We start from the raw sequence: 13,161 nt of genomic DNA on the forward strand, positions 1-13,161 counted from the left end.
AATCAGCATCTGCTCAATACATTTATATAAATTGCTTAAGAGTTGATGATTGCCTGGTAGCTATCAGATTTGCATATCACTGTCCATTACTTTTGAAATATAATATTATACTTACTTCCAACAGCTATAAACCAGAGGAGGTTAAAAAATATTGCGACTCGCTTTAAAATCATTCAAACGCACTTAATTCAAATTTGTAGCCGGGAAATATTAGGCAACCAGTTAGTAAGTATAAGGCTTGTTCTATTTAAGAAACTTGTAGTTAAACCTTATCTTTACCTGATGTGTTACTGCATAACACGAATTTTATGAAAGAACTGGAAGATATTGTACGGGCTTTTGATGAAGCGCAGCAACAAGGAAAGCAAACTGCTTTAGCTACGGTGGTGCAGGTAGAAGGCTCATCGTACCGGCGGGCAGGTGCTCGTATGCTGGTTACCGAAGATGGGCAGCTTACCGGCGCTATAAGCGGTGGTTGCCTGGAGGGTGATGCTCTGCGCAAAGCCCGGTTGGTAATGGCGCAGCAACAGCCTATGCTGGTAACGTATGATACTACTGATGATGATGATGCCAAATTGGGCGTAGGTTTAGGCTGCAATGGCATTATCCATATTTTGATTGAACCTCTTTTTGCCGAGCGTCCCAATCATCCTATTAACTTGTTCAAAAAGTTCATGAGCAAGCGACGCAATGCGGTGGTGATTACGCTGTTTTCATTAGCCGACCGTAAAGGACCGCAGCCTGGTACTTGTTTGTATCTGACCGACGAAGAGCAAATCAATCAATGTGACACCACTGTATTGATTGATACTTTAATACAGGATGCTCAGCAAGTGCTGCAATCGGGCAAGTCGGTTAACAAAACTTATCATACCGACCGCGAACTAACGGGCTTTGTAGAACTGCTGAAGCCGGCGGTTTCCCTACTGGTTTTTGGTGCGGGCAATGATGCCATTCCGCTGGTGCAAATGGCCGCTGTGCTGGGCTGGCATACTACCGTGATTGATGGCCGTACCAACTATGCCGTACCTGCCCGTTTTCCGCAGGCTAAGCGGGTGTTATTAGCTAAGCCCGACCAGGTACAATCGCAAGTTAACCTAGATACCCGTACCGTAGTGGTGTTGATAACGCATAACTACAATTATGATTTAGCCATGCTGCGCCAGTTATTACCCCTGCAACTTACTTACGTAGGTAGCCTGGGCCCTAAAAAAAAGCTACAACGTATGCTGAATGAACTAGAGGAAGAAGGCTTTATACCTACACCGCAGCAGTTGCAGAGTGTGTATGGGCCAACCGGGCTGGATATTGGTGCCGAAGCTTCGGAAGAAATTGCTTTATCCATCCTGGCCGAAATACAGGCCGTATTACAGCAAAAAGAAGGTAAAGCCTTGCGCGACCGTAAAGCGGCTATTCATGAACAACCTAAAGCGGAAGTGCAAGCCGTGTTAGATAGCGCTGGATAATATGAGTACCACAGGCATTATCATTCTGGCAGCCGGAGCCTCATCACGTATGGGGCAGCCTAAGCAAAAACTGGTTTACCAGCAGCAAACTTTATTGCAGCGTGCCGTAGCTGCGGCCTTAGCATCAAACGGATTGCCGGTTATTGTGGTGCTGGGCGCTAATTATGAAGCAGTACAGCCTGATATTGCCGAGCAGCCAGTCCAGATTATACATAATGCCGATTGGGAACAAGGTATGGCATCATCTATACAAAGCGGCCTTCGGTATTTGCAGGAAAAATGCAACCAGATTGATAGCATACTGCTGATGCTTTGCGATCAGCCTTTTGTAGATAGCGCATTATTAAACCAGTTAATTAACCAGCAGATGGTAAACGAAGCTTCCATAGTAGCCTGCGCTTACCAAAATACTTTAGGTGCACCCGTTTTGTTCAGTAAAGCTTACTTCCCGGAACTACTAGCCTTGCAATGGCAGGAAGGCGCTAAAAAGCTGTTGATGAAGTATCGGGACCAGGTAAAAGCATTTCCGTTCCCGAAAGGAAGTGTGGATGTAGATACCCCTGATGATTACCAGGATTTACTGCAAGACTGAAATCCTGAATAGTAAAAAGTTTGGAGGATAAAAGCTCATCTTTGTTAAAGGTAAACTGGACTGTTCATATCTATTCTCGCGCTTGTAAAAAATAATGGTGATTATAATTGATTTAGCAGGTTGGCAAATACAGCCAAGATGCATAAGCTAAGAAATTGAAGTTACATGTTTAACTAAAATGATATATTATCTTTAACTATTAGATAATATGTTACAATAAGTGGATAATATTCTTCAATAAAACTGGTTAACAGGCACTTAGATTTGATTAAATATAAACCAATATTATACCTTTTATTATGAAAAAATCTAAACTAATCCTGGGGTTGGTGGCACTAGTTTGTGCGTCAATTACTACAGCTTTTGCTGCAAAAAAAGCAAATGTTGTTCAATCATCCAAATTGGGCGTACCGTACTCACTTGAGTATATTGCCAAACATTCGACTAAAAATTTGGTCAGCAGTTTGTTGAGCAATTTGGTAACTTTTCATGAATCTGGTGCAACGCAGAGCGTGTACAAAACTTATGATTGGTCTGTTCAATTTTACCAGAATGGAGGTCTTCTTTACACCTTTGATACTAATGGTGCTTACCATAGCTGGAATAATACCAGTTACAATGATGAAATCTGGATAGGCGATACTGTTTCACCTGCTGCAGGTACTTATACCATCATCATTCAAAACACTAGTGGTGTAGGCGGTACTTATGAGTCTGGAGTTACCTTTACTAATGCTAATGGGCAAGACGACAGTGTATGGTCAGGTGATGTGATTACCGATAGAAGAGATATTGTTCTTTCTGATGTTTCTGTTGATGGAGTGAGTCCAATAAACATTTATGTTAATAAAACACAATTCTAAATTTTTAACGAATTTCAAAGCAAGAGGCTGCCTCAAAAGGGTAGCCTCTTGTTATTTTTAGAGAGGTTTTCCTTAACTATAAACGCATAGGAAAGTAAGCCCTATGCGCCGGATTAACTGATCTTGTTATCTTGCAGTTCAGAAAAGCTGCTTCCACAAGGACATTGGGGCAGAATGCTACAACAAACAAGTAATCGACCTAGTCAATACTAAGCCTATTAGCTCTAAGCCTAAAGGCAGTGTTGTTATTAAGTTATTATCCGAGTTTATTGTTCAGGTATTGATAATAGGAGTATCTGTCCAATATTTGTTCAAGTCGTAAACTGGAAAATAAGTATAGTATAATATTCATTTCATACGGCTTTGTGGAATGTCACAACTTGAATATCATACCATAAATTGTTTCTGTAATAAAGATTTGTAAGGAACCTTAAAGCTATTTTTTGCAAGTTGCGCTGTTAATTATACTTAGGACTAATGTTATACATGAATGTGAAATAGGTGATGCCTGTCACCTTTTATTACAACCGAACTCATTTTTGAAACCCGCTTTCAACTTCAACTTTACAATCATAAATCAGCTGCCTTAAAGGTGGGCTAAATAATAATTATTATGGATTTTACGGGTAATGAGGCGCAGCACTTTACGCTGACCCTTTTGATTTTAGGGATTGTTTATGTTGGTGTTTGTTTTGCTATTGCTTGGGTTTGGGGGCGTAAGCGAAAAGTAGGTTTTCTACTCTCATTGGTTTTTTCGTTAATGCTCACACCGTTAATTGGTGTAGTACTTACATTATCAAGCAAGGCCACTAACAAAAATATAGTTTAAAGTAAATATGGATGCTTAATTTATCTTATGATAGCAGCAATTCATATCTATTAAAATATTATCAGCACTTCTTAGTAAACAGGATTTACTAAATAATTCATTCCTGTAAAAGTATTATCTTTCTGGCTCATTATCCCTTTATGAAAAGGAGCTTGCTGGTTGGTTTTGCTATTATGGTACCCTTGTTTTTGCGTGCACAAGAGCATTCGGCCAGGATAGTCAGTGCAAATGAGCACCAAGCGTCGGCTTCCACGCAGCAAGGTTGGGTAATGAGTCAGCATGAAGTAGTGAGTGGTGCCCTGGTACAAAATAAACGATCCTACGAGCAAATAAGAAGTGATATTCATGGGCAGTTTGCCATTCAGGCAGCAAAGGGTGATACGTTAGTTACCAGTTTGCTGAATTATAAAATGGATACCTTAGTTGTAGGTAATCAGCCTTATTTAAGTATCAATCTGCAAAAGGCTTCAACTGTACTGCGAGAGGTCATTATTAAAGATACGAAGCTGAGTCCGTTGGAAAAATTCCGTAAAAACCAGCAAGACTATCATGATATTTATCGCAAAGGCAATAGCAGTGACATGGTCACGATTAGCAGCGGCATAATGGGCAATGGTCTGAGAGCTGGACCGGGAGCCGGTGTGGGGTTGAGTATAGATGCTATTTACAGCGCATTAAGCAAATAGGGTAAAGATGCCCGGCGTATGCAACGCAGACTGGTAAATGATTATAGGAATGATGTGGTAGATAGCCGGTTTACCAAAACACTGGTTAGTCGTGTTACCGGATTTGAAGGTGAAAGGCTAAGCGATTTTATCTTTAAATACCGACCTGCATATGATTTTGTAGTAAAAGCTTCTGACTATGATTTGATGGTTTACATCAAGCAAAAGATGCTTGCTGATGCTCAAATAAAATGAGTTGAATAGCTAGCGTTTCCCAATTATTAGAAAGTATTTACTGACAGAACGCTGCCACCACTGCCAATGGTTTGTCAGTGTTACAGGGTGTTACAGGTGTTACACACTGAAACATGTAACACCTGTAACACCACAATTTATTCAAGACGTTTATGCTACTGCGCCAGCATTACATGTGGCTTGTAGGTATCAGTTTTGATTTGCGCCTTCAGCTCATGCAGAATGTTGTACAACCCAAAATTAGTACGGTTTACATAGATAAAGTCTTTCACGCCTCGCGCTTGTTTAAATTCAGGCATGCGTGATACCTGTTCGCCAAAACCATATAGCTCATCAAAAAAAGCGGTTTCGCCAAAATCAAAACTGCTGCTCATGTAAGGCTGCGCAAATAGGCCAATCATTTGCTTATACATGCGGTAGTAAAACTCAATTTGCTGCGGCGTATCCTTCGGCAAAATCATTTCCAGCTTGCGGAAAGCTTTAATGGTTTCTTCTTTATTATCGAGCAGGTTGGTAGAGGTTAGCGAGAAGAACGGATAATAAAACTCTTCCGGCATTTCTTTGATACAGCCAAAATCAATAATACCCAAATTTCCCTCAGGCGTAATCATGAAGTTGCCGGGATGCGGGTCGGCATGTACAGCACGTAACTCATGCTGCTGAAAGTTGTAAAAGTCCCACAAAGCCTGTCCAATCTGGTTACGCAACTCCTGTGATGGGTTAGTTTGTAAAAACTCCTTTAAGTGCTGCCCTTCAATCCAGCTCATGGTGATAATGCGCTTGCTGGATAGCTCAGGGTAGTAAGTAGGAAAAACCACATGGTTGAGTATTGAGCAAGCGTTGGAAAACTCTATCGACCGGCGTACTTCCAGTTCATAATCAGTTTCCTCCAGCAAGCGTTCTTCCACCTCGCGCATATACACATCCAGTTCTTTCTCGCTCATACCCAATAACCGGAAGGCAAAAGGCTTTACCAGTTTCAGGTCAGACGAAATAGAATCGCCTACGCCCGGATATTGAATTTTTATTGCCAGCTTTTGCCCGTTCAGTTCTGCCTGGTGTACCTGCCCGATAGAAGCGGCATTAGTAGAACGCAGGTTAAACTTATCATAAATCTGCTCAGGCGACTTGCCAAAATATTTCTTAAATGTTTGTACAATAAGCGGCCCGGATAGGGGAGGAGCGTTGTACTGCGACTGCGAAAATTTATCGGTATAAGCTTTAGGCAGAATGTTTTTATCCATGCTCAGCATCTGGGCTACCTTTAAGGCGCTTCCTTTCAGCTCACTTAATGAGTCGTAAATATCGGCTGCATTATCTTCATTCAATTCTGTTTTGTCCAAATCGGGATTAAACAGCTTTTTGGAGTAATGCTTAATATAGTTGCCACCAACTTTAATACCCGTTTTTACAAACTTGGCCGAACGTTGTACTTTACTGGTGGGTATGCTGTTTTGCTCTTTTGCTTTCTCGTCGCTCATATCATTTTAGTCCTCATCAAATAAAGCAGCCAGCTTGTTCAGGGTAAGGCCGGTATAATCTGTAATGGTTAAGTTAACCGGATGCAGTTCATCTGCCGAGTGGGTGGTGGTAATACCCACTACCTTCATGCCGGCAGCATTACCTGCTTTCACACCTGAGAGTGAATCTTCAAATACAATGCAGTGTTCGGGTTTTACGCCTAAATCTTCTGCTGCTTTTAAAAATATCTGCGGGTTGGGTTTGGGTTTACTGATGCGCGGCCCATCAACAATAGTGTCGAAGTATGGTTTGATAGGCAGCTTATCCAGCACAAAGTTAATGTTAGCCTCCGTAGCCGATGAAGCTACCGCCAGTTTTACACCACCGTTTTTCAGTTCGGCTAACAGGCGTTCCAGCCCGTTTATAGGTTGTACGTAAGGGGCATAAAGTTCTTTGTAGTTGCGTGTTTTTTCATCAAACATCTCTTTCATTTGATCTTCATCATAATCATCACCAAAAAACTCGCGCATAATGACCATGCCGGGTACGCCGCTTAACTTTTCGTTATATAATTTGGTAGTTACTTCAACGCGGTTATACTTTTCAAACAGCGCCTTCCAAGTTTTAAAATGATAAGGATTATTGTCAACCAGAGTACCATCCATATCAAATATTGCAGCAAATTGTGTCATAGCATTTTCCTGCAAGTCGCTACTTGTTCAGCACAACTTTTAACAGGCATTTTTTAGATAGATAAAAACACCGGGTTTTCAAGAAAGTTTCCCTTTAATCCTTTCAGAATCCCATCTTCTCTTTAAATCCACCGTTCTTAGCTAGAAACTTACCATAGTCCAGTAAATTATCTACCGGCGAACGCTGGAATAAATCAAAGGTAACATTCAAGCCTTTTTCAATAGCTTCATCTGTTTTCTCAAAGCCGGCCGAGTTGTCCTTAGTCCAGAAGTTTAGAATAAAGCCCAATTGCAGCCATAAGGCGTCTTTATAGCGTTTGGAAAAGAATTTACGGTCGGTTAGCTCGCCCGTTTCAATGCCTTCACGCAAAATTTCATCAGCAAAGCTTTCAAATAGGGTTTTTAAGTTATCCAGTACGCGTGGCGTAGATAAGCCATGTTTATGTTTCTTCAGGCTGTAAATTGCAAAACTCCGGCTGCCTTTCAGCAATTCAAAAAAGCTGTAAAAGAAAGATAAGGCTCTTTCTCGTGCTGAATACTGCGCCCATATTTCCTGTGCTTTAACTTCAGTAATGGTTTTACGGCCCAGTTCGGTCCATATATTCTGTTCAATAGCCTCAAACGAACCAAAGAAACGGTAAAACTCATCTTCGGTCATTTCATTGTTTTTAGCAAATAAGTACACCGACTTAGGCTCATGACCTTCGGTAAGTACATAATCAATATAGGCGTTTTGAATGCTTTCGATAGTAGCCATAAGTTGCTGCGGTTATTAATGAATTTATATAAATATACGTTTAAATCGGCCGGCTAGTGTCATGCCTGTTTAAAAAGAGGCATGTACAGTTTAAATTCAGTACAGCAATGCAAAATGATGTTGGCATGATAACTCGTAAGCCAACTATAACTAAATTGCTCCTGATGGCAACATTACCCTACAATTTTTGTTCAACTTTATGCGAGCCGCTCCGAAACAGATTCTGAAAGAGAACCTTCCTCAAAAAATATGCGCTGTTTGCCAACGCCCTTTTACCTGGCGTAAAAAGTGGGCAAAGTGTTGGGATGATGTCAAATATTGTAGTGATAGATGCAGAAGAAGCAAATAATTACGATTTTTGTATGTTAATTTGGATTGATTATAAACTATGACGGAGAAAACAATACTGGTTTGGTTCAGAAATGATTTGCGCGTACATGATAACGAAATACTGTTAGAAGCTACACGTAAAGCCGATAAGGTGCTGCCGGTATATTGTTTTGATTCGCATTATTTTGAAACAACTACTGCCGGTAACCTGAAAACGGGAAACATACGTGCCCGCTTTTTGCTGGAAAGTGTTGCCGATTTACGTCGTAACCTGCGCGCATTAGGTAGCGAGTTACTGATTGTTCATGGCAACCCGGCTGAATTGTTGCCGCAATTGGCTAATCAGTATCAGATTAGTGAAGTATACCATCACCGGGAGGTGGCTTTTGAAGAAACAGCCATATCAGAACAGGTGGAGGCTGCTTTATGGAAAATGAAGCTGAACCTAAAACACTTCATTGGTCATACTTTATATCATAAAGAAGATTTGCCTTTTCCTATTAAAGATATTCCGGATAGCTTTAACACTTTTAAAAAGAAGGTGGAGCGTGATAGTGATGTGCGCCCTGTAGTACAAACACCCGATCAAATTCATACCCCTGATATTACCGAGCCTGGTGAGCTACCTACTCTGGAGCAGCTAGGTTTAACTGAACCCGTTGAAGACTGGCGTGCTCAGTATCATTTTACCGGTGGTGAAGCGGTTGCTTTGAAGCAATTAGAGCAATATTTTATAGAGCATATGCAAAATAAACAGGTAAAAGGCATCCGTCACCAATCTTCTAGGTTATCACCCTGGTTGGCTTTTGGATGCGTATCGCCAAGGCAGGTTTACTGGGAAGTTGTTAAACATGAGATGGCGGTAAACAACCATCCGCTCACGTTAGAACTACTTTGGCGCGATTATTTCCGATTTATGTTCAAAAAGCATAGTAGTAAGTTTTTTAGTCCGGCAGGTTTTAAAGATACAGCTCCTGATTTGGCCGACAACCAGGATGAACTATTTGACCGTTGGAAAACTGGTACTACCAGTGTGCCTTTTATAGATGCCAGCATGCACGAACTTAATGCCACCGGCTACATAGCCAATGCCAATCGGCAAGTAGTATCCACCTATCTGGTAAAGCAATTGAAAGTAGATTGGACACGTGGTGCCCAGTGGTTTGAAGAAAAACTAATCGATTATTCGCCGGCAAGCAACTGGGGTAACTGGGCCTATATAGCCGGTGTGGGTAACGATCCGCGTGAAAATCGCTATTTCAATCCTAAAAGTGCTGCTGAGCTTGACCCAAAAGGTGAATACGTAAAGCTCTGGCTACAGGAAAAAAGCAGTAAGCTGGCTGCATCAGCGTAGAGGGGCATTTTTGTAAGTTATTAGTGTTTTATGGCGTAAATAATATTATAAAGCATTGTTAATATGCATGGTTTTAAGTAGGTTAGCTTTTAACCTAACTATGAATTATGCGCTACTTACTTGTTCTGCTTCTTTTGGCGTCCTGTACAACTGATCCTAAGCAAAATGAAAGTTATACCGCTAAGGTAATACAGACATCAATTCAACGTAAAGCAGTTAGTGATACTACTTTCTTGTACCGGGAAGTTACTCCTGAATACTATCATAAGGTTTATATAGAACGTAACCGGCAATCTGAAGTTTATAAGCGATTGCTGGATTTTAGGCCGAATGATGATGAACGCAAATACTATCAGGAATGCTGTAAAAAGTTAAGGCAGATTACTAATGTGCCTTCACAACAATTTAAATTGATAGGATTACCTAAAGAGTGGTTGCCGCTGTACCGCTATCATGGTAAATACTATGTTTATGCACCATCTGAATGGGGCGGTTTGGAACGAAAAACCATTACTGATAGCACTATGGTTTACTGGTTTATGGATGGACCATCCCCCGAGCCACTGCTAGGTGCAAGAAAGCTAAGTAGTAATACCTACTACCTTAAAATTCATACTTCAGGTGCGAGTAATCTACCTGCAAAATTAACTATACACATTATTGATGCTAAAAATAAAATAGCAGTTTGGGAAGATCAATCAGCGTCCATAGCTAATCGATATAATTTGTATGTACCCCGAGAAAATGCCCGAAATTTTGACATGGTGGTGAACTATTGTAAAGAGCAACGCACTGATGAATTCGAGTTTGATAAAGTTGATTACACTGCCCTGTTAAATAGTAGTCAATAAATTTATTTCATATTATATTTATTTACTTTGATGCTTTCCACTTTGGAAAAATAATGGAAAAGATACTTAGGCAGCAAATTGAAAAAATTGTAAAGTTAACAGATGAAGAGTTCAGCTTTGTGCTATCTCATTTTACATTACGGTCTTTCAGAAAGCACCAGTATGTGGTTCAGGCTGGCGACGCTGCCCCCAACGATCACTTTGTAGTAAAAGGGCTGCTTAAATCTTTCTACGTGGATGATGCGGGTAAGAGCCATATTTTGCAATTTGCTATGGAAGACTGGTGGATATCTGATCCTCAGGCTTATCATAACAAGCTAGCTGCCACGTTAAATATTGACTGTATTGAAGATACGCAAGTATTGTTTATATCAATTGATAACCGGGAAAAGCTTTGTGCCGAGATGAAAAAGATAGAATACTTTTTTATGAAGAAAACAACAGCCGGTTATATTGCACTGCAGCGTCGTATCTTATCCCTCATGAGCCAAACGGCCGAAGAGCGTTACCGGCAATTTATACAATTTTATCCGTTACTATTACAACGGTTGCCTAAAGCTTTAATCGCTTCTTATCTGGGTGTTTCCAGAGAAACCCTAAGCCGGCTTTCTGCAAGTTAGCGTGACCTAACTCACCTCTTTTTTGTGCGATAAGTCCTTTGTCTGGAAAATTGTACAACCGACTATTGCATGGCGTGTTGGTTAGGAAGAAAACACTAACCCAAACAACACGCTTTTTAAACATGAACAAGATAGCATTAGTAGTTGGGGCCAGTGGCATCACTGGTAGTAATCTGGCTGAAAAGCTCATTGCCAACGGGTGGACTACTTACGGTTTGGCCCGTAATCCTCAAAAAGCTATAGATAGCTTAATACCAGTAGCGGCAAATTTACTGGATATAGAAAGCTTGCAGATTTCATTAACTAACATTAACCCAACGCATGTATTTATTACCAGTTGGATGCGCAATGAAACAGAAGCAGAAAACATTAGGGTAAATAGTTTGATGGTGCGAAATCTGCTGAATGCACTATCGCCTAAAAAGTCGGTAAAGCATGTAGCTTTAGTAACCGGGCTTAAGCACTATTTAGGCCCCTTTGAGGCTTACGCTCAAGCAGGTACTTTGCCCGAAACACCGGTACGCGAAGAACATCCGCGATTGAACATTGAAAATTTCTACTACGCGCAGGAAGATGAAGTATATGCTGCGGCTGAACGCAATGATTTTACCTGGAGTATCCATCGCCCGCATACCGTGATCGGCAAGGCTGTTGGTAATATGATGAATTTAGGTACTACATTGGCTGTTTATGCTACCATTTGCAAGGAGACAGGCAGAGCGTTTCATTTTCCCGGCTCAGGTGCACAATGGAATGGACTATCGGATGTGACGGATGCCCGGTTACTGGCCGAGCACCTCATCTGGGCTTCTACTACAGAAGCTGCCCGAAATCAGGCATTCAATGTAGCCAATGGCGACGTTTTTCGCTGGAGCTGGCTGTGGAAGCAATTGGCGAATTGGTTTGGTATTGAGCCAGTGGGCTTTGATGGTACTATTCATCCCTTAGAGCCAGAAATAGCTGGCGACGGCCCAGTCTGGGCGGAGATTGCAGCTAAGTACAGCTTAAAAGAGCCTGATTTGAACCGGATGGCTTCAGCCTGGCACACCGATTTAGATTTAGGACGACCTATTGAAGTAATGTCAGATATGTCTAAAAGTCGTAAGCTGGGCTTTACAGTTTATCAGGATACACGCGATTCATTCTTCGATTTGTTTGAAAAACTACGTGCCGAAAAGCTGATTCCTTAAAGACTCAATCTGAATTTATCATGATGTTATTGCAATGCCAACAAACAAAAGCGTAATAACATCATGCTTAGCTATAAGCAGCTTGGTAATCATCAAAACTATCAGTATTAATTAATAATTTCGGCTGGTAAATTATTAGTTACTTGAAACCCATGTAAGCTGAATGCTTTAACTTTAACGCATTATAGTTGTAAATTTAAGCCGAGATGTTCGAGGTAAACCGAATGGTTTTTAATAGGTTTGTAAGGTAGTTATGAATGTGTCTTTCGTCCAACAGGATACCCCGATTTTTACAAGTTAGTAGTTGAAAGTTTTACAGAATACGCGGTTTTTACTACAAATACAGCAGGCATTGTAAACAGTTGGAGTACTGGTGCAGAAAAAGTACTGTTGTATAAAGCTGATGAGATTATTGGCCAAAGTGCTGAGTGTTTGTACACCCCTGAGGACTTGCAAGAGCAGGTACCTGCTTTGGAAATGGGGTCGGCCTTGCGTGAAGGCAAAGGTATGGACGAACGCTTTCATGTAAAAAAAGGGGGACAGCGCTTTTGGGGTAGTGGGCTGGTATTTCCTTTATTTAATCAGGAAGGGCTTCATATAGGTTTTTCTAAAATCATGCGTAATATTTCTGATGAGGTTCAGGCTGAAGCTAACTTAAAAGAGGAAAGAGCGCTGGCGCAAACTTTTGTTGCCGCTTATCCGGAAAGCGTGGTTATACTTAATAGTAATTGGGAAGTGGTGAACGCAACAACTCAGTTTATTGAGTTTTTTAGCTTGGATAAAGTAAATCTTATGGGCAAGCCTTTCTTTCAGATCATAGATGGAGGCTTAAACTTGGCAGAACTCAGAACGGTACTGGATAAAGCTATTAAAGAACATCGTTTTCATGAAAATTATGAAATAAGCTTTCTGCACCCACAACGAGGTGCCAGAAGCCTGATGGTTAAACCACGTCGTATTTACCAGCCACCTAATCTACTATTCAGTCTGGAGTTTGAAGATCTAACTGAAAATAAGGCAGTGATGGAAGAGAAAGATGTGTTTATATCAGTTGCCAGTCATGAAATACGTACGCCTATATCGGTAATTAAAGCTTACGGGCAAATTCTTGACCGGGAGCTGAAAGAAAGTAAGCCGATTGTAAAGCGAGCAGTTAAAAAAATTAATGAGCAAATTGGTTTTATGAGTTCGCTGATTGCCGCTTTGCTGGATACTTCAAAAATTACCACGGGTAAA

14 protein-coding genes and 1 pseudogene are annotated in these 13,161 nt (G+C 40.9%); 12 read left to right on the forward strand and 3 right to left on the reverse strand.

The window, feature by feature from the left end; genetic code table 11:
- Positions 1-308: 308 nt before the first annotated feature.
- From HH214_RS15855 to HH214_RS15880, 6 genes are all read left to right on the forward strand, one after another.
- Positions 309-1,466, forward strand: coding sequence for an XdhC family protein (locus tag HH214_RS15855; protein ID WP_169609238.1), 1,158 nt, complete (start codon positions 309-311; stop codon positions 1,464-1,466).
- A gap of 1 nt (position 1,467) precedes the next feature.
- Positions 1,468-2,058: a nucleotidyltransferase family protein gene (locus HH214_RS15860; protein ID WP_169609240.1), complete on the forward strand. Its 591-nt coding sequence runs from the start codon at positions 1,468-1,470 to the stop codon at positions 2,056-2,058.
- Positions 2,059-2,357: 299 nt separating this feature from the next.
- Positions 2,358-2,921: a hypothetical protein gene (locus tag HH214_RS15865; protein WP_169609242.1), complete on the forward strand. Its 564-nt coding sequence runs from the start codon at positions 2,358-2,360 to the stop codon at positions 2,919-2,921.
- 613 nt (positions 2,922-3,534) lie between these two features.
- Positions 3,535-3,750, forward strand: a complete 216-nt coding sequence (locus HH214_RS15870; protein ID WP_169609244.1) for a hypothetical protein — start codon at positions 3,535-3,537, stop codon at positions 3,748-3,750.
- 140 nt (positions 3,751-3,890) lie between these two features.
- Entirely contained in the window at positions 3,891-4,436 is a 546-nt protein-coding gene (locus HH214_RS15875; protein ID WP_169609245.1) for a hypothetical protein, read from the forward strand.
- A gap of 18 nt (positions 4,437-4,454) precedes the next feature.
- Positions 4,455-4,670 carry a hypothetical protein gene (locus tag HH214_RS15880; protein ID WP_169609247.1) on the forward strand — a complete coding sequence of 72 codons (216 nt, stop codon included), beginning with the start codon at positions 4,455-4,457 and terminating at the stop codon, positions 4,668-4,670.
- Between the two features lie 155 nt (positions 4,671-4,825).
- On the opposite strand, the gene HH214_RS15885 is transcribed toward HH214_RS15880, so the two are convergent.
- The 3 genes from HH214_RS15885 to HH214_RS15895 all read right to left on the reverse strand — a co-directional run bounded on the left by HH214_RS15885 (position 4,826) and on the right by HH214_RS15895 (position 7,580).
- Positions 4,826-6,151, reverse strand: a complete 1,326-nt coding sequence (locus HH214_RS15885; protein ID WP_169609249.1) for an ABC1 kinase family protein — start codon at positions 6,149-6,151, stop codon at positions 4,826-4,828.
- Positions 6,152-6,157: 6 nt separating this feature from the next.
- A complete protein-coding gene (locus tag HH214_RS15890) occupies positions 6,158-6,823 on the reverse strand; it encodes an HAD family hydrolase (protein ID WP_169609251.1) in 666 nt (221 codons plus the stop codon).
- A gap of 103 nt (positions 6,824-6,926) precedes the next feature.
- Positions 6,927-7,580 carry a TetR family transcriptional regulator C-terminal domain-containing protein gene (locus tag HH214_RS15895; RefSeq protein ID WP_169609253.1) on the reverse strand — a complete coding sequence of 218 codons (654 nt, stop codon included), beginning with the start codon at positions 7,578-7,580 and terminating at the stop codon, positions 6,927-6,929.
- Positions 7,581-7,779: 199 nt separating this feature from the next.
- Here HH214_RS15895 and HH214_RS15900 point away from each other — a divergent pair, with 199 nt between their 5' ends.
- The 6 genes and pseudogenes from HH214_RS15900 to HH214_RS22130 form a co-directional block, all read left to right on the forward strand.
- Positions 7,780-7,929 carry a DUF2256 domain-containing protein gene (locus HH214_RS15900; protein ID WP_169609255.1) on the forward strand — a complete coding sequence of 50 codons (150 nt, stop codon included), beginning with the start codon at positions 7,780-7,782 and terminating at the stop codon, positions 7,927-7,929.
- Positions 7,930-7,968: 39 nt separating this feature from the next.
- On the forward strand, positions 7,969-9,264 hold the full coding sequence (locus HH214_RS15905; protein ID WP_169609257.1) for a DASH family cryptochrome: 1,296 nt from the start codon (positions 7,969-7,971) through the stop codon (positions 9,262-9,264).
- Positions 9,265-9,371: 107 nt separating this feature from the next.
- Entirely contained in the window at positions 9,372-10,115 is a 744-nt protein-coding gene (locus tag HH214_RS15910; RefSeq protein WP_169609259.1) for a hypothetical protein, read from the forward strand.
- 53 nt (positions 10,116-10,168) lie between these two features.
- Complete coding sequence (locus HH214_RS15915) at positions 10,169-10,735, forward strand: Crp/Fnr family transcriptional regulator (RefSeq protein WP_169609261.1); 567 nt, start codon at positions 10,169-10,171, stop codon at positions 10,733-10,735.
- A 122-nt stretch (positions 10,736-10,857) separates the two neighbouring features.
- Positions 10,858-11,925, forward strand: coding sequence for an SDR family oxidoreductase (locus tag HH214_RS15920; RefSeq protein WP_169609263.1), 1,068 nt, complete (start codon positions 10,858-10,860; stop codon positions 11,923-11,925).
- A gap of 300 nt (positions 11,926-12,225) precedes the next feature.
- Positions 12,226-13,146: pseudogene (locus HH214_RS22130) on the forward strand (PAS domain S-box protein); the annotation flags it as partial.
- Between the last annotated feature and the right edge of the window lie 15 nt (positions 13,147-13,161).

The organism is Mucilaginibacter robiniae (assembly GCF_012849215.1).
Classification (GTDB): domain Bacteria; phylum Bacteroidota; class Bacteroidia; order Sphingobacteriales; family Sphingobacteriaceae; genus Mucilaginibacter; species Mucilaginibacter robiniae.

Excerpts from the sequence above, each read along its gene's own strand:
- HH214_RS15870 (WP_169609244.1), top strand. The coding sequence starts at position 3,535 with ATGGATTTTACGGGTAATGAGGCGCAGCACTTTACGCTGACCCTTTTG.
- HH214_RS15880 (WP_169609247.1), top strand. The coding sequence starts at position 4,455 with ATGCAACGCAGACTGGTAAATGATTATAGGAATGATGTGGTAGATAGC.
- HH214_RS15910 (WP_169609259.1), top strand. The coding sequence starts at position 9,372 with ATGCGCTACTTACTTGTTCTGCTTCTTTTGGCGTCCTGTACAACTGAT.
- HH214_RS15895 (WP_169609253.1), bottom strand. The coding sequence starts at position 7,580 with ATGGCTACTATCGAAAGCATTCAAAACGCCTATATTGATTATGTACTT.
- HH214_RS15900 (WP_169609255.1), top strand. The coding sequence starts at position 7,780 with ATGCGAGCCGCTCCGAAACAGATTCTGAAAGAGAACCTTCCTCAAAAA.
- HH214_RS15865 (WP_169609242.1), top strand. The coding sequence starts at position 2,358 with ATGAAAAAATCTAAACTAATCCTGGGGTTGGTGGCACTAGTTTGTGCG.
- HH214_RS15885 (WP_169609249.1), bottom strand. The coding sequence starts at position 6,151 with ATGAGCGACGAGAAAGCAAAAGAGCAAAACAGCATACCCACCAGTAAA.
- HH214_RS15915 (WP_169609261.1), top strand. The coding sequence starts at position 10,169 with ATGGAAAAGATACTTAGGCAGCAAATTGAAAAAATTGTAAAGTTAACA.
- HH214_RS15890 (WP_169609251.1), bottom strand. The coding sequence starts at position 6,823 with ATGACACAATTTGCTGCAATATTTGATATGGATGGTACTCTGGTTGAC.
- HH214_RS15875 (WP_169609245.1), top strand. The coding sequence starts at position 3,891 with ATGAAAAGGAGCTTGCTGGTTGGTTTTGCTATTATGGTACCCTTGTTT.
- HH214_RS15860 (WP_169609240.1), top strand. The coding sequence starts at position 1,468 with ATGAGTACCACAGGCATTATCATTCTGGCAGCCGGAGCCTCATCACGT.
- HH214_RS15905 (WP_169609257.1), top strand. The coding sequence starts at position 7,969 with ATGACGGAGAAAACAATACTGGTTTGGTTCAGAAATGATTTGCGCGTA.
- HH214_RS15855 (WP_169609238.1), top strand. The coding sequence starts at position 309 with ATGAAAGAACTGGAAGATATTGTACGGGCTTTTGATGAAGCGCAGCAA.
- HH214_RS15920 (WP_169609263.1), top strand. The coding sequence starts at position 10,858 with ATGAACAAGATAGCATTAGTAGTTGGGGCCAGTGGCATCACTGGTAGT.